Origin of the sequence: Agrobacterium sp. CNPSo 2736 (assembly GCF_004005385.1) — a bacterium.
Lineage (GTDB): Bacteria > Pseudomonadota > Alphaproteobacteria > Rhizobiales > Rhizobiaceae > Agrobacterium > Agrobacterium leguminum.
This window is the reverse complement of record NZ_RZTX01000002.1, coordinates 197,714-221,911: the sequence shown is the minus strand read 5'-3', so window position 1 is coordinate 221,911 and position 24,198 is coordinate 197,714. Positions and strand designations below refer to the sequence as shown.

Genomic DNA, 24,198 nt, shown 5'->3' with positions numbered 1-24,198 from the left:
CATGACGAAAATCTGGAACCGTGACGGCTTCGTGGAAAACGATCCCTGGGTGATCGAAACGGAAGAAGTGAAAGCGACGGCGGAGCAGAAGCCGGTGCTGCCGCTTGCCGATTTTCTGGTTCGCGCCGCCGAAAGCAACGATATCGGCCTCGGCGTTCTGATCACGCCCGCCGACGATGTGACGCGGCTCGGACCCTATCTCGACCGTATCGACCTTGTCGCCATAAGCTTCCCGGCCTTCAATGACGGTCGCGGGTTCAGCCACGCCTCGCTGCTGCGCAGCCGTCTCGGTTTTGCGGGCGAGGTGAGGGCGGTTGGCGACGTCCTGATCGATCAGGTGCCGCTGATGCTGCGCACCGGCTTCACCAGCTTTGCGGTGACGAACGGCACGGCCATCCGCCGCCTGTCCGAAAATCGCCTGCCGGAAATTCCGGTTTATTACCAGCCGACAGCCAAGCCGGCGAGCGGCGGTGAGGCCTATAGCTGGCGTCGTCGTGCGTCTCTATGACACGTTGCGTGGAAATATGAGTTTTTGATACATATTTCCTACGCACATGGCAGTATTGACATTCTCATGCCTTCAAACCGGAGCAAAAATGGTATAATTGCCCGGTTGGAGAATGTCGCATCGAATAAGAATGGACGGAACCTGAAATGAACGCGCCAGCCAAGACGGAAGATTTCGCGATCAAGATACCTGACGGTGTTTACGCCGAGACGGTTTTATCGGTGGAACACTATACCGACCACCTGTTCCGTTTCCGCATGACGCGCCCGGCCGGTTTCCGTTTCCGTTCCGGCGAATTCGCCATGATCGGCCTGATGGTCGGCGACAAGCCGATCTACCGCGCCTATTCCATCGCCAGCCCCGCCTGGGACGAGGAACTGGAATTCTTCTCGATCAAGGTTCCGAACGGTCCGCTGACATCGCATCTTCAAGCGATCAAGCCCGGCGATACCGTCCTGATGCGCAAGAAGCCGACAGGCACGCTGGTTCTGGATGCGCTGACGCCCGGCCGCCGGCTTTACATGTTCTCCACCGGCACCGGCATCGCGCCTTTCGCGAGCCTGATCCGTGACCCGGAGACCTATGAGAAGTTCGAGGAAGTCATCCTCACCCATACCTGCCGCGACGTGGCCGAGCTGAAATACGGTTTCGATCTGGTCGAGGAAATCAGGAACCACGAATTCCTGAACGAGATCGTCGGCGACAAGCTCAAGCATTATGCGACCGTCACCCGCGAAGACTATCCTTTCAAGGGCCGCATCACCACGTTGATCGAGAATGGCAAGCTGTTTGCCGACCTCGGCGTTCCGGCCCTCGATCCCGCCATTGATCGTGGCATGATCTGCGGTTCCTCGGCCATGCTGAAGGACACCAAGGAGCTTCTGGAAAAAGCAGGTCTCAACGAAGGCGCCAATAACAAGCCCGCTGAATTCGTGATCGAGCGCGCTTTCGTCGGCTGACGCCGAATTTCCGATACAACCGAACAAGACAGGGGGCCGCGAGGCCTCCTTTTTGTTTTTAAGACGGGTTGAGCGCTCCGGAACGGCAGAGCTGGAACATCCGGAGGCGATGGTGCGTTAGCGTTCGAACGAAACCAAATCGGCGAAATCGTCCAATGGAAAACAGAGAAACAATTCGCATGGCAATGATCGCCGTCACGGCAGGTTTTTTCGCGGCGATGCCCGCAGCAGCCGACGAAAGCACCTTTCTGTCGTCGCTGGAAGGTACGTGGACCGGTAAGGGAACGGTCATCACCAGGATCGGCATGCCGCCGATCAACGTGAATTGCACGCTCAACTCCGATGCGCAGGCGACGGCCTTGCGCATGTCCGGCACATGCCGCGGACTTGTCGTTGTAAAACGCGCTATCGCCGCCGATCTCGCCGCCAGCGGCGCGCGTTACAGCGGTACCTATACCGGCCCTTCCGGCCGCCCTTCGGCGCTGGCGGGGAATCGCCGGGGAAACGCGATCAACCTCACGGTCCGTTGGAACCGTGAAATCAATGGTGACCGCGTCGCCGCGATGACCATTGAAAAAGTCGGCGATAACGGCTTGCGGCTGCGCACCACCGACAAGGACGGCAAAACCGGCAAGACGGTGGTGACGAGCGATATCCGGCTGGTGCGCTGATGGGTGGCGATCATGCGGCGGCGGCGCTTCAGCTGAATTCAAGCAGCAATGGGCAATGATCCGAGACTTCGGGCTGTCTCACGACGTCAAAGTGATCGACCTTCACAGCCGGATTGACCAGCAGGTAATCCGCATATCTGTTCGGTTTGGCATAATGCGACGTCCGGGTATCAGTGAAACCGCGAGACATAACGAGCTCAACAAGATTGAGCTCATTCAACACGGCGAAAGTCCTGCTGTCAGGCAGAACATTGAAATCGCCGCAGACGATGACCCGGTCGCCATCCTCCGCAATGTTTTTGACGAGTTGCACAAGACGTTTTGCCTGTTCCAGCCGGGCAGGCGTGTCATGCTTGCCGTCGAGGTCGCGCAGCCCATGCATATGGGCAATGACGACAGGCTGACCGGCCGTGAAGTCGAAAACCCTGATGGCGTGGCCCGTGCGTGATCGCGGATGGTCGCCATATCCCTCAGCCGAAAAGACGCCGTGTACGAAACCCTGCGCCTGCGCAATGACGGGAATGGATTTGCGAACGAAGGTGGCGAGCCCCCATTGGGAAGAATATCGTGTCTCGCCCTGCCAGAGGTCGCCCTGCGCCGCAGGGCAGAATATCGCCACATGATACGGCAAGGCCTCCGTGACATCGCGGAAAAAGTTCGCCCGCTGCGGCAGCTCTATGCCGTGATCGCGATAGCTTAGCCAATCCTGCGTGGCGGCCGGTGTGTGCACCACCTCCTGAAGGCATAAAATATCGGGGTCGGATGAGGCAATATAAGGAACGAGCTCGTCATGAAGCTTTCCGCCCCAACCATTCAGGCAAATCAGACGCATTCCCACTCCACCCTCTTAACCGCCTCACCCTGTTTAGCATGGAGCGTGTGCGGATCAATCCTGTGGTGGAGGCGACCGCTCGGTTGCAAAGCTGACCGTAACGAAAAAGGCCCGGATCGCTCCGGGCCTTCGTATGTCGGTTTGCGCCGATGTCTTACTCCGCCGCTTCGGCGTAAGCCTCCATCGGCGGGCAGGTGCAGATGAGGTTGCGGTCGCCATAGACATTGTCGATGCGGTTGACCGGCGACCAATATTTGTCGATGCGGAAGGCGCCGGGCGGGAAGCAGCCCTTTTCACGGCTATAGGGACGATCCCATTCGCCGACGAGATCTTCCACCGTGTGAGGCGCGTTCTTCAGCGGATTGTTGGTCTTGTCCGCGCGGCCTTCCTCGATGTCGCGGGCTTCCTCGCGGATCGCCAGCATGGCATCGCAGAAACGGTCGATTTCCGCCTTGGTTTCGGATTCCGTCGGCTCGATCATCAGCGTGCCGGCCACCGGCCAGCTCATGGTCGGCGCGTGGAAACCGCAATCGACGAGGCGCTTCGCCACATCGTCCACCGTCACACCGCAGCTGTCTGCAAGCGGGCGGGTGTCGATGATGCATTCATGCGCCACGCGACCGGTCTCGGACTTGTAGAGCACGTCGTAGGCACCCTTCAGCCGTTCGGCGATATAGTTGGCGTTGAGGATCGCCACCTTGGTCGCCTGCGTCAGCCCTTCACCGCCCATCATCAGGCAGTAGCTCCAGGAAATCGGCAGGATCGACGGCGAACCGAAAGGAGCTGCAGACACCGCACCCTCACGACCGTCCGTTGCCGGATGGCCAGGCAGGTGAGGCGCCAGATGCGCCTTGACGCCGATCGGGCCCATGCCCGGACCGCCGCCGCCATGCGGAATGCAGAAGGTCTTGTGCAGGTTGAGGTGCGAAACGTCCGAACCGATATCGCCGGGACGAGCAAGGCCGACCATGGCGTTCATGTTGGCGCCGTCGAGATAGACCTGTCCACCGTGCTTGTGGGTGATCTCGCAGATCTCGCGAACCGTCTCCTCGAACACGCCGTGGGTGGACGGATAGGTGATCATGCAGCACGAGAGGTTTTCCGCATACTGCTCTGCTTTTGCGCGGAAATCATCGATATCGACGTCGCCGTTGTCGCGTGCCTTCACCGGCACTACCTTCATGCCTGCCATCTGCGCCGAGGCCGGGTTGGTGCCATGCGCGGAAGTCGGAATGAGGCAGATGTCGCGATGCGTATCGCCATTGGCGAGGTGGTAGTTGCGGATGGTCAGAAGGCCTGCATATTCCCCCTGCGCACCGGAATTCGGCTGCATGGAAAACGCGTCGTAACCGGTGACCGAGCACAGCTTTTCAGAAAGATCGTCGATCATCTCCTTGTAGCCGAGCGCCTGATTGGCCGGCACGAAGGGATGGATGTCGGAAAATTCCGGCCAGGTGATCGGCAGCATTTCCGCAGTTGCGTTCAGCTTCATGGTGCAGGAGCCGAGCGGGATCATCGAGCGGTCGAGCGCCAGATCACGGTCCGAAAGACGGCGGATGTAACGGGTCATCTCGCTTTCGGCGCGGTTCATGTGGAAGATCGGATGCGTCATGTACTGGCTGGTGCGCAGCAGTTCTTTCGGCAGACGATATTCCGGCTCGAAATCCGAGATGGAGAAATTGCCGCCGAAGGCGCGCCACACAGCTTCCAGCGTTGCCGGGCGCGTGCGCTCGTCAAGGCTCATGCCGATTTTGGTGGCGCCGACCTTGCGCAGGTTCACGCCTTCCGCCACGGCCGAGCGCAGGATAACACCCTGCATATGGCCGACTTCGACGGTGATCGTGTCGAAGAAGGTTTCCGGCTCGATGGTGTAGCCGAGTTTCTCCAGACCCTTGGCCATCAAAACGGCCTTCTGGTGGGTCTGCTGGGCAATCGCCTTGATGCCCTGCGGGCCGTGGAAGACACCATACATCGAAGCCATGACGGCAAGCAGCACCTGCGCGGTGCAGATGTTCGACGTCGCCTTTTCGCGGCGGATATGCTGTTCGCGGGTCTGCAGCGACAGGCGGTAGGCGCGGTTGCCGCGCGCATCGACCGATACGCCGACCAGACGGCCGGGCATGGAGCGCTTATGCGCATCCTTGACGGCCATATAGGCCGCATGCGGGCCACCATAACCGACCGGAACGCCGAAACGCTGCGAGGTGCCAATGGCGATATCCGCGCCCATTTCGCCGGGAGACTTCAGAAGCGTCAGCGCCAGAAGATCGGCAGCGACAGCAGCGATGGCGCCTGTCTGGTGCAGACGGGAAATCAGGCCGGAGAAATCGCTGACATGGCCGTGGGTGCCCGGATACTGGAAGATCGCGCCGAACACGTCTACCGGATCGAGATCAGTGAACGGGTTGCCGACGATCACCTTCCAGCCGAGCGGGGCCGCGCGGGTCTCGATCAGCGCGATGGTCTGCGGATGGCAATTGGCGTCAACGAAGAAGGCGGTCGCCTTGGACTTGGCAACACGCTGGCACATGGCCATGGCTTCAGCGGCGGCCGTCGCTTCATCCAGCAGCGATGCGTTGGCAACATCGAGACCGGTCAGATCGGACACCATGGTCTGGTAGTTCAGCAGCGCCTCGAGGCGACCCTGGCTGATTTCCGGCTGATAGGGCGTATAGGCCGTGTACCAGGCCGGGTTTTCCAGAATGTTGCGCTGGATGACCGGCGGCGTGATGGTGCCGTAATAACCCTGGCCGATCAGCGAGGTCAGAACCTGGTTCTTGTTGGCCGTCTCGCGAAGACGGTCGAGCGCCTCGCGTTCGGTCAGCGCCGCACCCCAGGTGAGCGGCACCTTCTGGCGGATGGAGGAGGGAACGGTGGCGTCGATGAGCGCGTCGAGGCTCTTATAGCCAACGACCTTCAGCATCTCGGCCATTTCCGACGGCGACGGCCCGATGTGACGCCGGTTGGCGAAATCATAGGGCTGATAGTCGGTGAAATGGAATTCGGTGGGCGTCGTCATTACGCGATCAGCTCCTTGTAGGCTGCTTCGTCGAGCAGCGTATCGGCATCTGCGGCGTTGGAAAGCTTGAGCTTGAAGAACCAGCCGGCACCCTGCGGGTCGGAATTGACCAGCGAGGGGTCATCGACGATGGCCTGGTTGATTTCCACTACTTCGCCATCCAGCGGACAATAGACATCGGAAGCCGCCTTGACGGATTCAACGGTTGCAGCATCGCCATCCTTGGCAAAGGTTGCGCCCACTTCCGGCAATTCGACGAAGACGAGATCGCCAAGCTGTTCAGCGGCGTGGCTGGTGATGCCAACGGTGGCGATATCGCCTTCGAACTTCAGCCATTCGTGTTCTGCGGTAAATTTCAGCATCGTGTTCTCTCCGGAGATGGGATGAAGATTATCGTTTATAGGTGGGCTTGATGAAGGGCAGGGCGGCGACGGTGACGGGCAGATATTTGCCGCGCACTTCCGCGAAGATCGCCGTGCCGGGAGCGGCGTGGGAAACGGGGACGTAGCCCATGGCGACGGGACCCTCAACCGAAGGGCCGAAACCGCCCGAAGTCACTTCACCGATTTCCGTCTTGCCTTCGGCATCCGCAAACAGCTTCGAATGGCCACGCACCGGCGCCTTGCCCTCGGGCTTCAGGCCGACGCGGCGGCGCGATGTGCCGTCTTTCAGTTCGCCGAGAATGCGCTCTGCGCCGGGAAAACCGCCCTCGCGGTCACCGCCAGCGCGGCGCGCTTTCTGGATCGCCCATTCGAGCGAGGCTTCGATGGGGGAGGTGGTGGTGTCGATATCGTTGCCGTAGAGACAAAGGCCGGCTTCCAGACGCAGGCTGTCGCGCGCGCCAAGTCCGATCGGATCGCAATCGGGATGCTCTAGCAGCGCCTTGGCGATCTCTTCCGCCTTGTCGGCGGGTACGGAGATTTCAAAGCCGTCTTCACCGGAATAACCGGAGCGGGAGACGATGCAGGGCACGTCGTGCAGCGGCACTTCCTGCACATCCATGAATTTCATTTCCGAGACGCCGGCCCAGAGTTCAGCCAGAACGGCCTCAGCGCGCGGTCCCTGAAGCGCGATGAGCGCCCGGTCATCGAGAAGCGTGATTTCGCAGGCGTCGGAAAGATGCGCCTTCATATGGGCGACGTCGGCATCCTTGCAGGCGGCGTTGACGACGACAAAAAGATGATCGCCGCGATTGGTGATCATCAGGTCATCGAGAATACCGCCGTTTTCGTCGGTGAAGAAGCCGTAACGCTGGCGGCCTTCCTTCAGGCCGAGAATATCCACCGGCACCAGCTTTTCCAGCGCGAGCGCGGCATCTTCATTGTTGCCGGATTTCGCCTTCACGATCACCTGGCCCATATGGGACACATCGAAAAGACCGGCGGAGGTGCGGGTCTGGAGATGTTCCTTCAGAACGCCGGCCGGATATTGCACCGGCATGTCGTAACCGGCAAAGGGCACCATGCGGGCGCCAAGCGAAATATGCAGGGAATTGAGCGGCGTGATTTTAAGCTCGGCGGTATCGTCCAAGGACGCCTCCAGGGTTGCGCGAAATATCGCGCGGGCTCAGGTCATGGCGCGAAAAACGCACCGGGTTCAAGAGCCCCCTCTGTCCTTGTCGCCTGAGATTGTTATCCCTTCGGCGAGCCGTCCTTATGAAAGGTGGCTTCTCTCCAGAGTTCCGTCGTCACCGCTGGTCCTTTTGCCTGAGAGTTTCCGGGGCGGTTGCTCCTTCGGCACCGCAGTGAAGCGGTTTCTCCCAACGATGATGCGACGCTCATTATCTGCGAAGCCCCGCTGTTGGCAAGGACCAAATGACGCATCTGAACAGATTCTTGCTCCATCTGCGCCATCGGCGCAGCGATCCGCGGCGATAGATGGCCTCGGCGGCTTTCTTCAGTCGGATTTTTTCTCAGGCAGGCCCTTGCGTTTGGTCGATGCGAAATCCTCAAGTTCCTTTTCCGTCATGGACTTCTCCATGCTTTTTGAAGCACCTTTTAAACTGGATTTCTTCGTTTCTCCGCGTTTGGCCGCCAGTGCGGCGCCCGCCGCTTTCTGCTGGGCCTTGGATTTGGCTGGCATTGTGGGCCTCCCTTGAACGATGGTTCCGGCAGGAAAATGCCGCCTGACATCTATTGTTCCCTTGCGACGGTCTGGCCTGCGGCAAAATTCCCCTTTGAAATCCGAGAGAAACAGGGATATCGCCTAGAACATGGATGCAAATCGAAAAAGACGGCTGATGGGGATGGAGAAAATGCTTCGCATTTTCTGCGCGACCCTGATGTTGTCCCTCGGTTTTGCCCACAAGCCGGCACTTGCCGTAGCCCCCGCCGTTGCGCTGGATGAGAGTTACCGGCTGCCGGACGGCACCTTTGCGGAAATCTGCCTTGGCCATGGCAACGGCGTCAATGCGTTCCATACCAGGGAAGGCCCCGTCCATTCCGGCGACGCCATCCTGTTTTGCGAGGCCTGCCTGCTGGCCTCGTCCATTCTTCTGCCGATGCCTGATACGGCTGGCTGGCTGAAGACTGAATTTGCCTGGCTCGACAATCGCCTGCCTGCGGAATGGAGCTTCCGCTCCGTGCTGACGATCCGGAAACCCGCCGCGCGCGGCCCTCCGTCCCTGTCCGCCTGATTTTTCGTTTTACGGGATCATCGCCGCCTTTGGCGGCACGGAGCGGCTGCGCGGACCCAGAGGGATGGCAGTCGCAGGGACAAGCAAATGAAAACCACCAAAATCATCACCTGCAGCCTTTTCGTCGCCTCGGTTTCGACCGCGCAGGCTTTCGCCCACGCCACATTCGTTGACGATTCGGCCGAACAGGAAAGCACCGTCGTTGCCGCCCTCCAGGTGCCGCATGGCTGCGAAGGCGGGCTCGCCACCACCGAAGTTCAGATCAAGCTGCCGGAAGGATTCATTTCCGCCAAGCCCCAGCCGAAGGCTGGTTGGGAACTGGAGGTCATCAAGGGAGACTACCAGAAGGCCTATAAGAACCACGGCAAGGAAATCAAAAGCGGACCGGTCGAAATCCGCTGGAAGGGCGGCAACCTGCCGGATGAATTCTACGACACCTTCGCCGTGCAGGGAAAAATCTCCGGTATAGAGGCGGGGCAGGACCTGCCATTCAAGGTAACGCAGCTCTGCGGCGACAAGGGCAAGGTTTCCTGGGACGAAGTGGCAGCGGCAGGCGTCGATCCGCATTCCCTGAAAAGTCCCGCTCCCACCATTCGCGTTGCCGCAAAGGCTGCGCATGCCGGCGGCCACGATCACTCGGCCATGGACATGGATGTCGTGAAGGCCGGCAGCCTCGAAGTGTCGGGCGGCACGACCAAGACCATGCTGCCGGGCCAGCCCGTGGGCGGTGGATACGTGACGATCAAGAATGCTGGCGATAGCGACGACAAGCTGATCGGTGTCGAATCTTCGTCCGCCGGGCGTGCGGAAATCCATGAGATGGCCATGGTCAACGACGTCATGAAAATGCGCAAGCTGGATGAGGGCATCGTCATTCCCGCTGGCCAGACGGTGGAGCTGAAGCCCGGCGGCCTGCACATGATGTTCTTCGATGTGAAGAAGCCCTTTGCCGAAGGCGACAAGGTGCCGGTAACGCTGATCTTCGAAAAGGCCGGCAAGGTGGAGATCGTGCTGTCCGCAGGCGCAGCCAAGGGCGGCGGCGACCACCAGCATAATTGACCGATGAAAAACGGCTACCGGAACGCGTGACAGGTCCGGTAGCCGCAAATTTTCATCTATCGTGTTTGTTCTTCAGCGCCGTGGCGGAAAAGCAGGGTGGCATTCGCCCACGTGATTTTCCGGAACTCGGTCGCAAATCTCTAGAAGATCAGTCTGACACCAGGCTGAATGCGGGGATCCCGCCTATATGGCGAAAAACTGAAGAAACGACATTAGAATATCTATATATCCACCTGATCTATAAATTACTTTCAGATTTTGAGGCGAAGCTGTTCTCCTCGTAGGCCTCCACGGCCTGCTCCAGTGTCGCTTGCGGCTCCTGACGCTGGCTGCTTGCTATCAGGAAATAGAGGGTGAGGGCTGGCGGTTTGATCGTCGTCATCAGGCCCCTGAGCTGGAAGTCATCCCCGTGTTCGGCCTTGCGCGCCAGTTCGTGAATGGCCTCTTCAACCTCGCTCTTGCGCGGCACGCGTTGCGGCGGCTTCATGGCCTCCAGCGCATAGGCCGCAGTATTTGCGGAAACGGAAAGAACCTGTGTCATCGAACCTCCGGCCATCTTCGCCGACCCTGAAAAACCGTAGATTAACAGTTGCCCATTGTTGGAAGGCTAAATCGCACAGCTGCAATTTAATCGTATTTTAACAGCCGAGAGCGCCGGGCAAAGGGGTTTCGCCGGCGGTTCCCATGGTCTAAAAATGTCCTGGACCGTCCAGTCCGACGATTTCTTCCGGAGACACAATTCCCCATGATCAATATCGCCCTTGTCGCCGCAGGCGGCGCAATCGGTTCCGTGTTCCGTTATCTGGTCGGGGTCTGGAGCGTGCGGTTGGCCGGACCGAATTTTCCCTGGGGAACCCTTGCCGTCAACGTGGTCGGATCTTTCCTGATCGGTCTGCTGGTCGAGCTTGTGGCGCGGCGACTGAACGCCTCGATAGAAATGCGCCTGTTTCTCGTCACCGGCGTGCTCGGCGGGTTCACCACATTCTCGTCCTTCTCGCTCGACGCGGTCGCGCTGTTCGAACGCGGCGCGCTCGGGCTATCGGCCGTTTACGTGCTTGCAAGCCTTGCGGTTTCCATCGCAGCGGTTTTCGCCGGGCTGGCCTTGGGCCGCAGTTTGTTCTAAAGGCTTGGTCCAAACGGCGCGCCAGAGATGTGAGCGCGCGATCAGGACAGAAAGACTGGAAATTTCATGGCAGGTATCGAGCATATCAAGGTCGGGGCCGACGAGGCCGGTATGCGCCTCGATCGCTGGTTCAAGATTCATTATCCGGGACTTGGTTTCGGGCAGTTGCAGAAGCTTCTGCGCTCCGGCCAGGTGCGTGTGGATGGCGGCCGGGTGAAGACGGATGCACGCGTGCAGCCGGGACAGATGGTGCGCGTACCGCCGGTCGATTCCGATCTCAAGGTCAAGAGCGGCCCGATCGGATCGAAGGACCTCAAACATTCCGAAGATGGCGAGCTTCTGGCGCGCATGCTCTTGCATGAGGACGACAAGGTGTTCGTTTTCAACAAGCCGGCTGGCATTGCCGTGCAGGGCGGCTCCGGCGTCACCCGCCATATCGACGGGCTGCTGGAAGCCTGGACCAACCAGAAGGGCGAAAAGCCGCGTCTGGTGCACCGCCTCGACCGCGATACGTCGGGTGTGCTGGTGGTTGCCCGCACCCGCGGTGCAGCGCAGAAGCTGACCGCCGCTTTCCGCGAACGCGATACCAAGAAGACCTATTGGGCGCTGGTCAAGGGCGTGCCGCGCAAGCATCAGGACAAGATTTCCACCTGGCTGGTCAAGGAACAGACCATGGATGGCGATCGCATGCGTATCGCCAAGCATGGCGAGGAAGGCGCCGATCACGCCGTTTCCTATTACCGCGTCATCGATACCGCCGCGCAGAACCTCGCCTGGCTGGAAATGGAACCCTATACCGGCCGCACCCATCAGCTTCGCGTTCACGCGCTGCATATGGGCCACCCGATCATCGGCGATCCGAAATATTATATCGAAGATCCGAACTGGGACTTCCCGGGCGGTATCCAGAAGCGCCTGCATCTGCATGCACGCCATATCGACATTCCGCATCCGAATGGCGGCCGGCTTCGGGTCAGCGCACCCCTGCCGCCGCATATGGTACAGACCTGGAACCTGCTCGGTCTCGACGTGGCCGATGGCGATAGGGAAGACTGACAGCCCATGAAACTGGTTCTTTTCGATTGCGACGGCACGCTGGTGGATAGCGCCGGCCTGATCCATGCCGTCATGTCCGATACTTTCGCCGATTTCGGCAAACCGCGCCCCGATATCTCCGAAACCAAGGCGATCATCGGTCTGACGCTGGATATCGCCATCGCCCGCATGCTCGGCAAGGCGCATGTGGATGATGAAGCGAAGGCGATGACGGAACGTTACAGGGAACTCTATCATCCCCTGCGGGAGCGGCCGGAAATGACCGTGCCGCTTTTCGACGGTATCGCCACGCTGATCGATACGCTTTCGAAACGCGACGATGTGCTGATCGGCGCGGTGACAGGCAAGGGCCGGCGCGGTCTTACCCATATCCTGCAGACCCACGGCCTTGCCGATCACTTCATCGTTTCGCGCACGGCGGATGATTGCCCCTCCAAGCCGCATCCGGCCATGGTGATGGAATGCTGCCATGAAACCGGCATGGTTCCCGCCGATACTGTCGTTGTCGGCGATGCGATCTATGACATGCAGATGGCCAAGGCTGCGGGCGCGAAAGCAATCGGCGTCGCCTGGGGTTATGCCTCGGTCGACGATCTCTGGAAGGCGGGCGCCGATGCGGTCGTCAGCCACCCGCGCGAAATTCCGGCCTATGTTCCGGCCGATATTCTTGAATAACCCTTTCTATCCGACTGACGAGGACGTGCCATGCGTGATCTCCTGAACGACCTTTCGGAGGGCCTGAGCCATCCCGACCCGATCCTGCGCGCGCAGATCCAGATGCAGAAACCTTTGCCGAAGCGGTTCTACAGGGATGTCACCGTCGGCGAGGCGGAGGAGGGCGGCTTTACCATCCTTCTCGATGGCAAGCCGCTGCGCACTCCCGCCAAGAAGCCGCTGACCGTCCCGACGCGTGCGCTGGCGGAACTGCTTCGCGATGAATGGGACGCCCAGAAAGAAGTGGTCAATCCGGTGGTTATGCCCGTCTCTCGGCATGTGAACACGGCCATTGATGGCGTCGCCAACGACACGCAGGCGGTTTTTGAGGACATACTTCGATTTTCCTCTTCCGATCTTCTCTGCTATCGCGCCGGCGATCCGGAAGCGCTGGTCGCGCGGCAGACGGACCATTGGGATCCGGTTCTGGACTGGGCGGCCAATGTGCTCGGCGCGCGCTTCATTCTCGTTGAAGGCGTGATGCATCAGGATCAGCCGCGCGAAGCCATCGCGGCTTTTGCGGTAACGCTGAAGAAATACGACACACCGATTGCGCTTGCCGCTCTTCACACCATGACGTCGCTGACCGGCTCCGCCATTCTGGCGCTGGCGCTGGCGGAAGGGGAGCTGACGCTGGAGGAAACCTGGGCGCTTGCCCATCTGGACGAGGACTGGACCGCCGAGCAATGGGGCGAGGACGAGGAGGCGCTGGAGCGCCGCGCCGTCAGGCTTGTCGACATGCGGGCGGCCCTCAATGTTCTGGAGTCCCTGAAGAGCGCTTCTTAACGCTTTTCTAACCCTGATGATCGAATATGCGGTTACCTCACGTTAGGGGAGTCGCTGATCATGACCACCTCGTTGAAACGCCTTGGCATTCTTGTGCTGGCGTGTTTCACGCTCATGTCTTTCAGGCTGGAACCGGAAGCGACCAATACTGACCGGCTGCTTTACGATGTGCGCGGCGCATTCGTCGCCGCACGCCCGGATGTCGCTCCGGCGCTGATGCAGTCCATTCACGCGCAGGTGCAGAATGCGATCAAGACCACGGCGCGTGGAGAAACCCGGCCGCGCGTGGTGCTGACCATCCGTCTCGCATCCGTTACACGCGGCCCGTTCCTGTTCGGGGAAAGGGCGTCAGCCAAGGTCATCGTCCGCGCCGCCGCCGTTGCGACGGGAGAGGTGATCGCGGAAGCCAAATTCACCGCCACCGTCGTCAGCTTCGACGATCAGTCGATAGAGCAGGAACTTGCCTATGGCGTCGCCGAACGCGTGATCCGCGAATTCAGGCTCAGCCGGCCTGGCCCGACGACGCTTGCAACGGCTCTGTTTCCCTAATCGGACATAAAAGGCGACGGCGTGACGCCTATTCGTCCGCATTTCAGCTTCAGAAATATTTCAAGCTTCAATTACGCGCATCTTCGGTACCCTTAAGTTTACATACGTCGCGTATATGGAATTGACATGCGGCGCGTATGTAACTATCTGGCATACGTAACGTATGTAAATGGGCGTCCGAAGCCCTCTTTAAAAAAGAGGAACGCTTCTCGCGTCCATGACCAATCAGCCAAAAGAGAGATGCACAATGACCGCACGCGAAGCAATTTTCCCCGCTAACAGGCATGCGCTTTACGAGGAGCATGGCTATTCCGCAGCTATCCGCTCCGGCGACCTTCTTTTCGTTTCCGGCCAGGTCGGCAGCCGTGCCGATGGAACGCCTGAACCTGATTTTGAACGTCAGGTCCGGCTGGCCTTTGAAAACCTCAAGGCCACGCTTGCGGCGGCGGGCTGCACCTTCGACGATATCGTGGATATAACGACGTTCCACACGGATCCGGAAAACCAGTTCGGAACGATCATGACCGTCAAGCAGGAGATTTTCAGCCAAAAGCCTTACCCGAACTGGACGGCTGTCGGCGTCAACTGGCTTGCCGGCTTCGATTTCGAGATCAAGGTCATTGCCCGCATCCCGTAATGTCAGGTTAAATCTGCAGCGGCGGCGCTTACAGGGCGCCGCCAGCTTGCCTCTCCGTTCTTAACCCAGCCGCTCCGCATGCCACTTCAAATGGTCATCCATGAAGGTGGAGATGAAATAATAGGAGTGGTCGTAGCGCTCATGCATGCGCAGCGTCAGGCCGATATCCGTGCCCTTGACCGCTTCTTCGAACAGCCAGGGGCGCAGGCCCTTTTCAAGGAAACTATCGGCCTTGCCCTGATCGATCAGGAACTCTGGAAAACGCGCACCGTCCTCGACCAGCGCACAGGCGTCGTATTGACGCCATGCGGCCTTATCCGCGCCGAGATATTTTTCCAGCGCCGGCTCGGACCAGTCGGCCGAAGAGGGCGCCACGATCGGCGCAAAGGCGGAGCAGCTCTTGAAACGCCCGGGGTTCTTCAGCGCAATGGTCATCGCGCCATGGCCGCCCATCGAATGGCCGAAAATGCCCTGACGGCTCATATCCGCACGGAAATGCTGGCCGATGAGGGCAGGCAGTTCTTCCGTCACGTAGCTGTACATCCGGTAGTGCTCGGACCAGGGCTCCTCCGTGGCATCGAGATAAAATCCGGCGCCCTTGCCCATCTGCCAGTTGGTCAGCTCATCCGGCACATCATTGCCGCGCGGGCTGGTATCCGGGCAGACGACGATCAGCCCGAGTTCGGAGGCCATGCGGCGATATTCGCCCTTTTCCATGACATTGGCATGGGTGCAGGTGAGGCCGGAAAGATACCACACGACAGGGCAGGGCTCGTGGATCGCCTTCGGCGGCACATAAACCGCAAAGCTCATCTCAGATTTCAGGGTTTCCGATGTGTGCGAAAATACGCCCTGCATGCCGCCAAAGGCCGTATTCTGCGAAATAATGTTCATGAGGCCATTCCTTGTGAAAATTTTCCCGGTTCAGCCCGCAAGCGAGACGGCTGCATTGACCGCCGCCGCCACCAGAACCGTGTTGAAGAAGAAAGAAACGATGGAGTGCAGCAGCGTGACCTTGCGCATGGCGGTCGTGGTTATACCCACATCCGACGTCTGCGCCGTCATGCCGATCACCACGGCGAAATAGAGAAAGTCGTAACCGCAGGGTTCCTTCGTGCCCGGAAAATCCATGCCGCCGCGATGCTGGCGTTTGCCGTCCACCATGGCCGGCCGCCAGTAAAGATGGGCGTAGTGCAGGGCGGTCATGGTGTGGATGGTCAGCCAGCCGAAGATCACCGAGGCGAAGGCGATGAGCAGCGTCCAGACCGTTTCGCCCGTATGGTTGAGGGCCTGAAACAGCGATACTACCGCGACTGCAACGGCAAGCAGCGTAACGGCGATGATGGCGACCGCAGGCAGGTCGTCGCTATCGGCATGGGCCTTCAGATGCTGCGCCGTCAGGCCCGACAGACGAAAGGCGATAAGGGTGAGGTAGGTCAGGAAGAACAGAACGGCCGCGATCTCTATCGCCAGCGGCGGCGCGAAAACCAGCGCCAGGCCAAGGCTCGCGGCGCCGACCAAAAAGGCAATGACGAAAGGTTGATGGCGGCGATAGCCGTTGCTTTTCATATTGGCCGGGGTCATGGGCGGCACCTTTCCGTTGGCGCCGTCATTTTTTGACACGGCGGCAGAAACGGTCAAGCGTCTCCAGAAAAGCGGATCGGTCACGCGGTGAAAAAGCCGCATTATATCCCTTGCTTTCACCGGTTTCGCGCAGATGCGCACCAAGATCGCGCATCGCCGTCGCCATCCCGATATTCGACTGGTCAAAAACGCGGCCGGTTGGCCCGGTCACCAGCGCCCCCTTGGCGACGCAGCGCCCGGCCAGTGGCACGTCGGCGGTGATGACGATATCGTTCTCACCGGCATGATCGGCGATCCAGTCGTCCGCCGCGTCGAAACCGGCGGATACGATGACGTTTTTCACCATGGGATCGCGCGACGGGCGCAGACCGGAATTGGCAACAAAGGTCACTTCCAGCCCATGCCGCTCCGCCACCTTGAGAATCTCCGGCTTCACGGGGCAGGCATCGGCATCGACATAGATTTGCGGGTTCTGCGGCATGGGCACTCTTTTTGAGATAATTCCTGCCACGCTTCTAAGCGCAAACGCCGCGATTACCAAGCCCGCCATTCTTGAAATGCGGGTTCGATGCCGGGCAGGGGCGCACTTGCGACCACCCTGAAAATCGCCTATGTTCCCTTTATGTTCTTATCCCGAAAGGTTTCCCATGCTGGAAGAGTTCATCGTGCAGGCCAAGTCCGCCACCTATGTCGGCGGTGGCAACAAATCCGCTACGCCCACGCGCAAGGGATCGCACGATCTCGGCTATCAGAGCGGCGACTGGCACTATCTCGACAGCTATTTCGGGGGAACCGATTTCATCGGCCAGGAGGTCGTCTGGCATGAGGGAACGGCGGTGTGGGCGATGAGTTATTACGGCCGCATCCTCCGGCCCGACATGATCGACGGCGCCACGGCTGGCATGGTCATTCAGCGATCGCTTTCCACGCTCTATCGTGAGGGTCGGTTCCTTGGCGGCTTCACCCACCCGGTGGAGAATCTGGTCTATGTCGATACGAATGAGGGTGAATTCCGGTCCTTCACCGGCATCGAGCGCATTTACCGGGGCCGTGTCGAGACGTACCGGCTTGACTATCATGGCGGGATCATAAAGCCATAGCGCGCAGGAGATGCCATGGACGGGAGTTTGCGATGGCAAATGGCGACGCTCAATTTTTCAAGGCAACACTCTATTTCGACGGCGAACCCACGATCTCCGATTTGACGCTGACAGAAGCGTGGGGCGAGGAGGGATATGAATGTGAGCGGCTGAGCGAAAAGGGTGTGTTTGACGGCCTGCGCGGTTCGACCAGGGTTTTTGTCGGCACTCCCGAGCCGGTCTCAGCGGCGCCGGTTGCGCCGGCCCAATATCCGGCAGTCGCAGAGGCGAGGGTCGACTGGTCAAAGACCTTTTGCATCGATGCCAAAGCGGCATATGACGATTTAAGCCGCGCAACACATCAGTGCGAGTTCAGATTCCTGATCATAGCGGATGAGGACGATCCTGAAATCGCCCATAACGAGATCGCCTCAGCCCTGCTCGGCATTCATCAGGTCGCTCCCATGCTGGCCGTTGCATTGCATTATCTCGACATGATCGTCGGCCGCGCCAATCTCGATGACTATCTGAACTATGCAAATAGCCATCTGGACCAACCGCAGCAAATGGCGGCGATGCTGGCCTTCGGAACCTTCGTGATGGAGGAGGGGGAAAAGATCAGGGCCTGGACGACGGGTCTGGAACATTTCGGCCAGACGAATCTGCTTTTCGAAACCCCGGCCGGAGATGCGACGGAAGCGCTTCTCACCCTATTCGGCCTCGGGCATCTCGTCGTCAACGGGCGACGCTTCGCCGCCGGCGAAGCCATAACATCTTTCGACCTTCTTGCGCGTTTCACGCCCGCCGAACTCGATGCCCGGCCCATGCTGCGCGTCGTCAGGCAGGAAGCCGGCTAGAGCGCGCGGTCATACCTAAGGACGATGGGACGATGATGTTTCACCGCCCCATCAAAGGCTTCAAATCAGCCGGGCTGCTTGGTCTTGCGCAGATACGGAAGAACCGTGTCGTAAGAACCGAAACGGGCAATCGCATCCTCGTTGGAAACGGCGGCGGTGATGATGACATCCTCGCCCTGCTTCCAGTTGGCCGGGGTTGCCACCTGATGTTTGGAGGTGAGCTGGATGGAATCGATCGCGCGAAGAATTTCTTCGAAATTGCGGCCGGTGGTCATGGGGTAGGTGAGGACCAGCTTGATCTTCTTGTCGGGACCGATGACGAAGACGGAGCGCACGGTGGCGTTGTCGGCAGGCGTGCGGCCTTCGGAGCTGTCGCCAGCGCCGGCCGGCAGCATATCGTAGAGCTTGGCGACCTTCAGATCCTTGTCGCCGATCAGCGGATAATCGACGTTGAAGCCGGTCGCGGTGCGAATATCGTTCTTCCATTTTTCATGGCTTTCGACCGGATCGACCGAAATACCGATGATCTTGACGCCGCGCTTTTCGAATTCCGGCTGCAGGCCGCCCATCGCGCCGAGTTCCGTCGTGCAGACCGGCGTAAAGTTTTTCGGATGCGAAAACAGGACCGCCCAGCCGTCGCCGATCCAGTCGTGAAAGCTCACCGGACCATGGGTGGTCTCGGCGGTGAAGTCGGGTGCTATATCGTTGATACGCAGGCTCATCTGATGTTTTCTCCCTAATGATTTGAACTAAAAACTGATGGTTCTCGGCAATCCGTGTCCGGCGCTGGAGCTTAGAGTTTTTGCGTGAAATGGCCAGCCCTTTCATCGGGCTTAGGCGGTATTTGCTTCAGCCCCACAGAGATGTGATAACCCTGATTTTCCCTGTTTGTCGCGGTTGCGCGATATCCGCCCGGTTGATTGTTTCAGGAGGACATGATTATTCCAGAGACGATCGGGGGGCCATCATGACGACTTCTTCTGCGCCTGTTTCTGCAACGGTCCGGGCACGCATTCCAGCGACGGTCTGGGTGCTGGGCATCGTTAGCCTTCTGATGGATATTTCTTCGGAAATGGTGCAGACGCTGCTGCCCTATTATCTCGTTTCCGGCCTCGGCGCTTCCGCGGTCACTGTCGGTTTTATCGAGGGCATGTCGGTTGCCATCGCCACCACGACCAAGCTGTTTTCCGGGATTATCGCGGACTGGACGAGGCGGCGGAAAATGCTCGCCGTGCTTGGATACGGTCTCGGCGCAATCTCGAAGCTCGCTTTTCCCTTCGCCACCTCGCTCGGCTGGATCGTCGCCGCCAAGGCTGTGGACCGGGTCGGCAAAGGCATTCGCGGAACGCCGCGCGACGCCCTTATTGCCGATGTGACGCCGCCCGAAATTAGTGGCGCCGCATTCGGGCTCAGAAAGTCGCTCGATACGGTTGGCGGCTTCATCGGACCGCTGGCGGCCATCGGGCTGATGTTCGCGCTCAGCGAAAATGTACTCGCCATCTTCTGGATCGCCGTCATTCCCGCTTTCCTTGCGGTGTTCATTCTCATCGCCGGTGTGAAGGAACCGGATGCGCCCGCAAGACCAAAAGCCGAAAAGCCATTCCGGCTCGCCGATTTTGCGAAACTCAATCAGGCGGTCTGGATCGTCATCATCGCGGCGTCGCTCCTGACCTTCGCGCGTTTCAGCGAAGCATTCCTGCTGCTGAAATCCGAAGAGGCGGGTTTCCGGCCGGCATGGATACCGATCACGATGGTCATCATGCATGTCGTCTATGGCCTGACTGCCTATCCCGCCGGCCGGCTTTCGGACAGGATCGGCCGCGCGGGAATTATCGCGGCGAGCGTGGCCGTGCTGGCGGCCTCTTATCTGACGCTCGCTTTTGCCAATTCCATTCCGCTGTTCCTGTTCGGCATTCTTCTGTGGGGGCTGCATATGGGCCTGTCGCAGGGGCTGCTCGCGGCCCTGATTGCGGAAACGGCGCCGCCACACCTCAAGGGAACGGCCTTCGGCGTTTTCAATCTGATGACAGGTCTGGCGGTGCTGGTGGGCAATGTCATCGCGGGCTTGCTGTGGGACATCCATGGTTCCTTCGGCACGTTCCTCGCGGGCGCCGCACTGTCTTTTACCGCCTTGCCGGTGTTGATCTGGGTGTCCCGTCGAAAGCGCACCGCCGCCTGAGCCTGTGCCGAAAACACGACGACGTTGTTTTCACTCATCCCAACGCATAGTGTGACTCAACGTCAGGCGACAGCAGGGGGCGGGGAGTGATGGAGAACAGTAATGACAGTCACCATTACCGCTTTTGAACGTTCGCCCGATGGCGGCAAGGGTCTCGCCCGCGACATGCGCGTCCGCTGGGCACTCGAAGAAGTGGGCCAGCCCTATGACGTCCGCCTCCTTTCCTTCAAGGCGATGCGGGAACCGGCGCATCTCGCGCTTCAACCCTTCGGGCAGATCCCGACCTATGAGGAGGGCGATCTCGTCCTGTTCGAATCCGGTGCGATCATATTCCATATAGCCGAGCGCCATGCCGGCCTGTTGCCGCAGGATGCGAATGCGCGGGCGCGCGCGCTCATGTGGATGTTCGCCGCGCTCAGCACCATGGAACCGCCCATTGTCGAGCATTTTGTCACCGGCTTTCTTGAAAGGGACAAAAGCTGGCACGGCGAACGCCTGCAGATCGTACATGAACGTATTCGCAAGCGGCTCGGCGAATTGTCCAGTCGACTGGGGAAGGCCGAGTGGCTCGACGGCGCATTCAGCGCCGGTGATCTGTTGATGATATCGGTGCTGCAACGGATAAAAAGTTCGGGCATTCTCGATGAATACGCTAATCTCGCGGCCTATGTCGCCCGCGGTGAGGAGCGTCCCGCCTATAAACGCGCCTTTGCCGATCAGTTGGCGATTTTCAAAGCCGCATCGAACGGCTGAACCACCTCAAGCTGAGGGACGCTCGCTGCCGACTGCCGGCGATCAAGCCGAGGTGCTGACGCGATAGGCCATTCCGAGCGACCTCGGCGCGGTCTCCCTGAAGCCGAATTTTTCGTATAGCCTGTTTGCCGGTACATCGGCGATCAGGCTGACGTAGGCCGAAGCGGGAAATTCGCTCTTTACATGGCTCATCAGCGCATCCATGACCGCCTTGCCCAGGCCCCGGCCCTGATGGGCGGGATCGACGGCAATGTCCACGACCTGAAAAAAGCAGCCGCCATCGCCGATCAGCCGGCCCATGCCGATGGCGGACCCTGCATGCAGAACCAGCACGGAGAAGACCGTGCCCCGCAAACCCTTCTCCGCCGCCTCCCGTGAAAACGGGCTCAGCCCGGCCACGGCGCGAAGGCGCAGATAGTCTTCGACAGACGGAGTTCTCGCGACAATGGAATAGTCGGGGGAATAATCGGGTTGGTTCATTCGACTCTCCTCTTGGCCGCGCTCTGAAAGCGCCGCCCAATATGTGGAGAAGAGTTCTACAGGAGCTTTACCGATTCTGACGCGCAATTTTCAGCGCCTGAAGATCGTGCTGCGCGCGGACGCCCATGAAGGCGACCGTTTCTGTCTGTTAGCGGCGGCCTTCCACGGCGGAACGGATATGCGAGCGGCTGACGCCGATGTCGGAAAGGCTTCTGTCATCGAGCGCGCTCAGTTCGGCCACGGCGCGACGGTTGCGGAAATAGTTTCGAACGGTTTCGTGAAGTTTCATTTTCATGGTTTCCAGTGATGAAGTTGCATAAAATATGCCCATTCTGACGCGAAAAATACAGGCATTTGCCTGCATGGAAGACATGCAAAAATCGAAACCCGACGTCTGGATAGGGGGAAACAACTGCCGGCATAAGGAAACGCTATAGCGGCAGAAAGGACTTGTGTTGGCAAAATATCCGGCGATGAACCTACTCTGCCTGAAAGATTAGCATGACGTTGATCGACAAGAACCGCAAAAGCGGCAAAAGCTCGCCCGGCCAAAGCCGGAACAGATAAATCCGAAAAGGAGTGGGAACATGAAAAACGGTATTACTCGCAGACTTCTACTGGTTTCCGCAGCGGTCGCTCCGATCCTGAGCCTGTCGCCGGCGCTCTCCGCCGCAGCTTATGCGGCCGACACGATAAGGCTCGGCCTCGTCGCGCCGATGAGCGGTCCGAATGCGCGCTACGGCGCTTTCTCCATGCACGGCGCGGAACTCGCGGTAAAGGATATCAACGCGGCCGGCGGCATCAATGGCCAGCAGATCGAACTTTTCAACGCCGATAGCCAGGGCACTCCGGTCGAAGGCGTTTCGGCCACCCGCCGCCTGATCGATCAGGATGAGGTGGATTTCGTCATCGGCGATGTCTCCAGCTCCGTGACGCTTGCGATGCAGCCTGTCGCCGAGGATGCCGAGGTTCTGCTGCTGAACGCGGCGTCCTCCAACCCGAAGATCACCTATCAGGCGGGCGTCGGCGGTTTCAAATGGACATTCCGCAATTATCCGACGGATGAGAACCGTGCGCTCGTCGTGGCGAAATACGCCGCCGAACAGCGTGGTTTCACCAAATTCGCCGTCCTGTCGGTCGATAGCGACTACGGCCGCTCCGCCATCACCTTCACCAAGAAATACCTGCCGGACTTCAAGGGCGAAATTCTCAGCGAGGATTATTACAAGGAAGGCGAGGTCGACTTCCGCAGCGTGCTGGCGAAGATCCGCGATAACGGCGCGCAGGCGATCATCATGTATGGTCTGGCCGATACCACGCCAATCGTTGCCCGCCAGATGCTGGAACTCGGGCTTGCCGGCAAGGTTGTGCTGATCGGCAACGGTGAATTCAACACCGAAAAGACGATCAAATCCGCGCCGAAAGCCATGGAAGGCGCCGTGGAAGCCGCCGCCTGGCTGCCGCAGTTCGATAGTCCCGCCAGCAAGGCCTTCGTCGAGAAATTCACCGCGACATACAAGGAAGCGCCGAACAATCACGCCTATGTGCATTGGGATACCGTCAACCTGCTCGCCCAGGCGATCAAGGAAGCCGGAAGCGCCGACCGCAACGCCGTCCGCGAGGCGCTCTCCAAGATCAAGTACAAGAGCCCGGTCGGCGAAGTGACCTTCGACGATCACAATCAGGCGCGCCTTCCGATGATCCTTCTCCAGATCGAGAACGGCAAGCCCAGCATCAAGGGCGCTTATACGGCGGAAATCCAGTACCCTGCGAACTGACAGACCGGGAGGGGTACAGCCATGTTCTCGACAATTCTCGAGCAAGTCGTAAACGGGATCGTCACCGGTTCCGTCTACGCGATCGTCGCCGTCGGCATGACCATGATTTTCGGGGTGCTGAGAGCCATCAACTTCGCTCATGGCGAATATTACATGCTCGGAACCTTCGGGGCGTGGTTCGCAATCGATTATCTCGGCCTTTCCTATGAGGCTTCGATCGTCGTCGGCGTGCTTTCCACCGTGGTCGTGGCATATGTGGTCGGCCAGCTGGTGATGCGCAGAATGGTGGGAGCGCCGGCGGAGTCCGGCGTTCTCGCCACCCTCGGCATCGCGCTGATCCTGCAGAACACGATCATTTTCGTCTTCGGCGGCGGCTACAAGTTTTTCGCCGGCGGTTATATCGAGCCGATTTCCATTCTCGGCTTCACGCTGGCGCAGCAGCGCGTGCTCATCCTCGTCGTCTGCCTCATCGTCTTCGTCGGTCTGGAACTCATGGTCACCTATAGCCGTCTCGGTATGGCGATGCGGGCGGTCTCGCAGAATGTCGAATGCTGCGGCGTGGTCGGCATCGATGTCTCGCAGGTCGTGTTGCGCACCTTTATCCTGGGCGCCGCGCTCGCCGCACTTTCGGGCGTGCTGACCGCGCCGGTCAATGTCAGCGTCTATGGCGGCATGGGGGAACTCATCACCTTCAAGACCCTGCCGATCATCATCATGGGCGGTCTTGGCAATGTGCGCGGCACCTTCTTCGCGGCCATGATCCTCGGCATCGCCGAAAGCCTCGTCGCCACCTATGTCGGGCTGCAATTCCGCGACACGGTGGGCTTCGCAACGCTGATCCTGATGCTGATGTGGCGTCCGCACGGCCTGTTTTCGACGCAGGCGCGCTTCTAGAGCATTTCCAGGAAAAGTGGACCCGGTTTTCCGTCCGGAAATGCGG

The 24,198-nt window shown here is 59.5% G+C and carries 29 protein-coding genes and 1 riboswitch; of the genes, 17 read left to right on the top strand and 12 right to left on the bottom strand.

The features are described 5' to 3' along the window. The first annotated feature begins 1 nt into the window (after position 1). The 3 genes from EM858_RS05110 to EM858_RS05100 all read left to right on the top strand — a co-directional run bounded on the left by EM858_RS05110 (position 2) and on the right by EM858_RS05100 (position 2,138). On the top strand, positions 2–508 hold the full coding sequence (locus EM858_RS05110; RefSeq protein ID WP_080817093.1) for a DUF934 domain-containing protein: 507 nt from the start codon (positions 2–4) through the stop codon (positions 506–508). A gap of 146 nt (positions 509–654) precedes the next feature. Next, positions 655–1,467 carry a ferredoxin--NADP reductase gene (locus EM858_RS05105; RefSeq protein ID WP_127756066.1) on the top strand — a complete coding sequence of 271 codons (813 nt, stop codon included), beginning with the start codon at positions 655–657 and terminating at the stop codon, positions 1,465–1,467. A 179-nt stretch (positions 1,468–1,646) separates the two neighbouring features. Beyond that, positions 1,647–2,138, top strand: coding sequence for a hypothetical protein (locus EM858_RS05100; protein WP_120947584.1), 492 nt, complete (start codon positions 1,647–1,649; stop codon positions 2,136–2,138). A gap of 28 nt (positions 2,139–2,166) precedes the next feature. On the opposite strand, the gene EM858_RS05095 is transcribed toward EM858_RS05100, so the two are convergent. From EM858_RS05095 to EM858_RS05075, 5 genes are all read right to left on the bottom strand, one after another. Next, a complete protein-coding gene (locus tag EM858_RS05095) occupies positions 2,167–2,970 on the bottom strand; it encodes an endonuclease/exonuclease/phosphatase family protein (protein WP_164865313.1) in 804 nt (267 codons plus the stop codon). Positions 2,971–3,124: 154 nt separating this feature from the next. Beyond that, entirely contained in the window at positions 3,125–5,989 is a 2,865-nt protein-coding gene (gene gcvP / locus EM858_RS05090) for an aminomethyl-transferring glycine dehydrogenase (RefSeq protein ID WP_127756064.1), read from the bottom strand. Next, positions 5,989–6,351 (bottom strand): glycine cleavage system protein GcvH, encoded by a 363-nt coding sequence (gene gcvH, locus EM858_RS05085; protein WP_046800190.1) that lies wholly within the window; start codon positions 6,349–6,351, stop codon positions 5,989–5,991. Before gcvH ends, gcvP begins: the two co-directional genes overlap by 1 nt. Before the next feature lie 28 nt (positions 6,352–6,379). Beyond that, positions 6,380–7,519, bottom strand: coding sequence for a glycine cleavage system aminomethyltransferase GcvT (gcvT, locus tag EM858_RS05080; RefSeq protein WP_127756063.1), 1,140 nt, complete (start codon positions 7,517–7,519; stop codon positions 6,380–6,382). A 154-nt stretch (positions 7,520–7,673) separates the two neighbouring features. Then, positions 7,674–7,761, bottom strand: a riboswitch (glycine riboswitch). 124 nt (positions 7,762–7,885) lie between these two features. Next, a complete protein-coding gene (locus EM858_RS05075; RefSeq protein WP_065655407.1) occupies positions 7,886–8,071 on the bottom strand; it encodes a DUF3008 family protein in 186 nt (61 codons plus the stop codon). 172 nt (positions 8,072–8,243) lie between these two features. Between EM858_RS05075 and EM858_RS05070 the strand changes: the two genes are divergently transcribed. Together EM858_RS05070 and EM858_RS05065 are read left to right on the top strand one after the other, a co-directional pair. Continuing rightward, a complete protein-coding gene (locus EM858_RS05070) occupies positions 8,244–8,624 on the top strand; it encodes a hypothetical protein (protein WP_127756062.1) in 381 nt (126 codons plus the stop codon). Between the two features lie 87 nt (positions 8,625–8,711). After that, positions 8,712–9,683, top strand: a complete 972-nt coding sequence (locus tag EM858_RS05065; protein ID WP_127756061.1) for a copper chaperone PCu(A)C — start codon at positions 8,712–8,714, stop codon at positions 9,681–9,683. 238 nt (positions 9,684–9,921) lie between these two features. Here the strand turns inward: EM858_RS05065 and EM858_RS05060 are convergent, their stop codons facing one another. Further along, positions 9,922–10,224, bottom strand: coding sequence for a hypothetical protein (locus EM858_RS05060; protein ID WP_127756060.1), 303 nt, complete (start codon positions 10,222–10,224; stop codon positions 9,922–9,924). A gap of 204 nt (positions 10,225–10,428) precedes the next feature. On the opposite strand from EM858_RS05060, the gene crcB reads away from it, so the two are divergent. The 6 genes from crcB to EM858_RS05030 all read left to right on the top strand — a co-directional run bounded on the left by crcB (position 10,429) and on the right by EM858_RS05030 (position 14,548). Next, entirely contained in the window at positions 10,429–10,806 is a 378-nt protein-coding gene (gene crcB / locus EM858_RS05055) for a fluoride efflux transporter CrcB (protein WP_127756059.1), read from the top strand. A gap of 66 nt (positions 10,807–10,872) precedes the next feature. Further along, positions 10,873–11,862, top strand: a complete 990-nt coding sequence (locus tag EM858_RS05050; RefSeq protein ID WP_003523610.1) for an RluA family pseudouridine synthase — start codon at positions 10,873–10,875, stop codon at positions 11,860–11,862. A 6-nt stretch (positions 11,863–11,868) separates the two neighbouring features. Next, positions 11,869–12,537 carry an HAD family hydrolase gene (locus EM858_RS05045; RefSeq protein WP_127756058.1) on the top strand — a complete coding sequence of 223 codons (669 nt, stop codon included), beginning with the start codon at positions 11,869–11,871 and terminating at the stop codon, positions 12,535–12,537. 30 nt (positions 12,538–12,567) lie between these two features. Beyond that, complete coding sequence (locus EM858_RS05040) at positions 12,568–13,362, top strand: ATP12 family chaperone protein (RefSeq protein WP_080817085.1); 795 nt, start codon at positions 12,568–12,570, stop codon at positions 13,360–13,362. A 60-nt stretch (positions 13,363–13,422) separates the two neighbouring features. Beyond that, positions 13,423–13,911, top strand: a complete 489-nt coding sequence (locus EM858_RS05035) for a hypothetical protein (protein WP_080817084.1) — start codon at positions 13,423–13,425, stop codon at positions 13,909–13,911. A 247-nt stretch (positions 13,912–14,158) separates the two neighbouring features. Then, on the top strand, positions 14,159–14,548 hold the full coding sequence (locus EM858_RS05030) for a RidA family protein (protein WP_080817083.1): 390 nt from the start codon (positions 14,159–14,161) through the stop codon (positions 14,546–14,548). 60 nt (positions 14,549–14,608) lie between these two features. Here the strand turns inward: EM858_RS05030 and fghA are convergent, their stop codons facing one another. The 3 genes from fghA to EM858_RS05015 are packed head-to-tail and all read right to left on the bottom strand — an operon-like array spanning position 14,609 to position 16,613. Next, positions 14,609–15,442 (bottom strand): S-formylglutathione hydrolase, encoded by an 834-nt coding sequence (fghA, locus tag EM858_RS05025; protein WP_127756057.1) that lies wholly within the window; start codon positions 15,440–15,442, stop codon positions 14,609–14,611. Positions 15,443–15,472: 30 nt separating this feature from the next. Continuing rightward, on the bottom strand, positions 15,473–16,132 hold the full coding sequence (locus EM858_RS05020; protein WP_127756056.1) for a DUF1345 domain-containing protein: 660 nt from the start codon (positions 16,130–16,132) through the stop codon (positions 15,473–15,475). Between the two features lie 25 nt (positions 16,133–16,157). After that, positions 16,158–16,613, bottom strand: coding sequence for a YaiI/YqxD family protein (locus EM858_RS05015; protein ID WP_003502698.1), 456 nt, complete (start codon positions 16,611–16,613; stop codon positions 16,158–16,160). Positions 16,614–16,779: 166 nt separating this feature from the next. On the opposite strand from EM858_RS05015, the gene EM858_RS05010 reads away from it, so the two are divergent. After that, positions 16,780–17,232: a DUF5680 domain-containing protein gene (locus tag EM858_RS05010; RefSeq protein ID WP_127756055.1), complete on the top strand. Its 453-nt coding sequence runs from the start codon at positions 16,780–16,782 to the stop codon at positions 17,230–17,232. 32 nt (positions 17,233–17,264) lie between these two features. After that, entirely contained in the window at positions 17,265–18,068 is an 804-nt protein-coding gene (locus EM858_RS05005; RefSeq protein WP_127756054.1) for a hypothetical protein, read from the top strand. A gap of 65 nt (positions 18,069–18,133) precedes the next feature. On the opposite strand, the gene EM858_RS05000 is transcribed toward EM858_RS05005, so the two are convergent. Continuing rightward, positions 18,134–18,790 (bottom strand): peroxiredoxin, encoded by a 657-nt coding sequence (locus EM858_RS05000; protein WP_035217366.1) that lies wholly within the window; start codon positions 18,788–18,790, stop codon positions 18,134–18,136. A gap of 245 nt (positions 18,791–19,035) precedes the next feature. Here EM858_RS05000 and EM858_RS04995 point away from each other — a divergent pair, with 245 nt between their 5' ends. Further along, a complete protein-coding gene (locus EM858_RS04995) occupies positions 19,036–20,247 on the top strand; it encodes an MFS transporter (RefSeq protein WP_127756053.1) in 1,212 nt (403 codons plus the stop codon). A gap of 102 nt (positions 20,248–20,349) precedes the next feature. Continuing rightward, positions 20,350–21,000 (top strand): glutathione S-transferase family protein, encoded by a 651-nt coding sequence (locus EM858_RS04990; protein ID WP_127756052.1) that lies wholly within the window; start codon positions 20,350–20,352, stop codon positions 20,998–21,000. A gap of 42 nt (positions 21,001–21,042) precedes the next feature. Here EM858_RS04990 and EM858_RS04985 read toward each other — a convergent pair whose 3' ends face one another. After that, on the bottom strand, positions 21,043–21,480 hold the full coding sequence (locus tag EM858_RS04985) for a GNAT family N-acetyltransferase (protein ID WP_127756051.1): 438 nt from the start codon (positions 21,478–21,480) through the stop codon (positions 21,043–21,045). A gap of 148 nt (positions 21,481–21,628) precedes the next feature. Next, a complete protein-coding gene (locus EM858_RS04980; RefSeq protein ID WP_080853169.1) occupies positions 21,629–21,769 on the bottom strand; it encodes a DUF1127 domain-containing protein in 141 nt (46 codons plus the stop codon). A 298-nt stretch (positions 21,770–22,067) separates the two neighbouring features. On the opposite strand from EM858_RS04980, the gene EM858_RS04975 reads away from it, so the two are divergent. Continuing rightward, complete coding sequence (locus EM858_RS04975) at positions 22,068–23,258, top strand: ABC transporter substrate-binding protein (RefSeq protein WP_127756050.1); 1,191 nt, start codon at positions 22,068–22,070, stop codon at positions 23,256–23,258. Between the two features lie 21 nt (positions 23,259–23,279). Continuing rightward, a complete protein-coding gene (locus EM858_RS04970; RefSeq protein WP_035217353.1) occupies positions 23,280–24,152 on the top strand; it encodes a branched-chain amino acid ABC transporter permease in 873 nt (290 codons plus the stop codon). Positions 24,153–24,198 lie beyond the last annotated feature (46 nt).

Bases quoted from the DNA above. Each gene is read 5' to 3' on its own strand.
- EM858_RS05010 (WP_127756055.1), top strand. From the start codon at position 16,780: ATGCTGGAAGAGTTCATCGTGCAGGCCAAGTCCGCCACCTATGTCGGC.
- EM858_RS05045 (WP_127756058.1), top strand. From the start codon at position 11,869: ATGAAACTGGTTCTTTTCGATTGCGACGGCACGCTGGTGGATAGCGCC.
- EM858_RS05050 (WP_003523610.1), top strand. From the start codon at position 10,873: ATGGCAGGTATCGAGCATATCAAGGTCGGGGCCGACGAGGCCGGTATG.
- EM858_RS05095 (WP_164865313.1), bottom strand. From the start codon at position 2,970: ATGCGTCTGATTTGCCTGAATGGTTGGGGCGGAAAGCTTCATGACGAG.
- EM858_RS04995 (WP_127756053.1), top strand. From the start codon at position 19,036: ATGACGACTTCTTCTGCGCCTGTTTCTGCAACGGTCCGGGCACGCATT.
- crcB (WP_127756059.1), top strand. From the start codon at position 10,429: ATGATCAATATCGCCCTTGTCGCCGCAGGCGGCGCAATCGGTTCCGTG.
- EM858_RS05065 (WP_127756061.1), top strand. From the start codon at position 8,712: ATGAAAACCACCAAAATCATCACCTGCAGCCTTTTCGTCGCCTCGGTT.
- EM858_RS05110 (WP_080817093.1), top strand. From the start codon at position 2: ATGACGAAAATCTGGAACCGTGACGGCTTCGTGGAAAACGATCCCTGG.
- EM858_RS05030 (WP_080817083.1), top strand. From the start codon at position 14,159: ATGACCGCACGCGAAGCAATTTTCCCCGCTAACAGGCATGCGCTTTAC.
- EM858_RS05000 (WP_035217366.1), bottom strand. From the start codon at position 18,790: ATGAGCCTGCGTATCAACGATATAGCACCCGACTTCACCGCCGAGACC.
- EM858_RS05070 (WP_127756062.1), top strand. From the start codon at position 8,244: ATGCTTCGCATTTTCTGCGCGACCCTGATGTTGTCCCTCGGTTTTGCC.
- EM858_RS05100 (WP_120947584.1), top strand. From the start codon at position 1,647: ATGGCAATGATCGCCGTCACGGCAGGTTTTTTCGCGGCGATGCCCGCA.
- EM858_RS04985 (WP_127756051.1), bottom strand. From the start codon at position 21,480: ATGAACCAACCCGATTATTCCCCCGACTATTCCATTGTCGCGAGAACT.
- EM858_RS04975 (WP_127756050.1), top strand. From the start codon at position 22,068: ATGAAAAACGGTATTACTCGCAGACTTCTACTGGTTTCCGCAGCGGTC.
- EM858_RS05075 (WP_065655407.1), bottom strand. From the start codon at position 8,071: ATGCCAGCCAAATCCAAGGCCCAGCAGAAAGCGGCGGGCGCCGCACTG.
- EM858_RS04970 (WP_035217353.1), top strand. From the start codon at position 23,280: ATGTTCTCGACAATTCTCGAGCAAGTCGTAAACGGGATCGTCACCGGT.
- EM858_RS05040 (WP_080817085.1), top strand. From the start codon at position 12,568: ATGCGTGATCTCCTGAACGACCTTTCGGAGGGCCTGAGCCATCCCGAC.
- EM858_RS05015 (WP_003502698.1), bottom strand. From the start codon at position 16,613: ATGCCGCAGAACCCGCAAATCTATGTCGATGCCGATGCCTGCCCCGTG.
- EM858_RS05035 (WP_080817084.1), top strand. From the start codon at position 13,423: ATGACCACCTCGTTGAAACGCCTTGGCATTCTTGTGCTGGCGTGTTTC.
- fghA (WP_127756057.1), bottom strand. From the start codon at position 15,442: ATGAACATTATTTCGCAGAATACGGCCTTTGGCGGCATGCAGGGCGTA.
- gcvP (WP_127756064.1), bottom strand. From the start codon at position 5,989: ATGACGACGCCCACCGAATTCCATTTCACCGACTATCAGCCCTATGAT.
- EM858_RS04980 (WP_080853169.1), bottom strand. From the start codon at position 21,769: ATGAAACTTCACGAAACCGTTCGAAACTATTTCCGCAACCGTCGCGCC.
- EM858_RS05005 (WP_127756054.1), top strand. From the start codon at position 17,265: ATGGCAAATGGCGACGCTCAATTTTTCAAGGCAACACTCTATTTCGAC.
- EM858_RS05060 (WP_127756060.1), bottom strand. From the start codon at position 10,224: ATGACACAGGTTCTTTCCGTTTCCGCAAATACTGCGGCCTATGCGCTG.
- EM858_RS05105 (WP_127756066.1), top strand. From the start codon at position 655: ATGAACGCGCCAGCCAAGACGGAAGATTTCGCGATCAAGATACCTGAC.
- gcvH (WP_046800190.1), bottom strand. From the start codon at position 6,351: ATGCTGAAATTTACCGCAGAACACGAATGGCTGAAGTTCGAAGGCGAT.
- EM858_RS05020 (WP_127756056.1), bottom strand. From the start codon at position 16,132: ATGACCCCGGCCAATATGAAAAGCAACGGCTATCGCCGCCATCAACCT.
- EM858_RS04990 (WP_127756052.1), top strand. From the start codon at position 20,350: ATGACAGTCACCATTACCGCTTTTGAACGTTCGCCCGATGGCGGCAAG.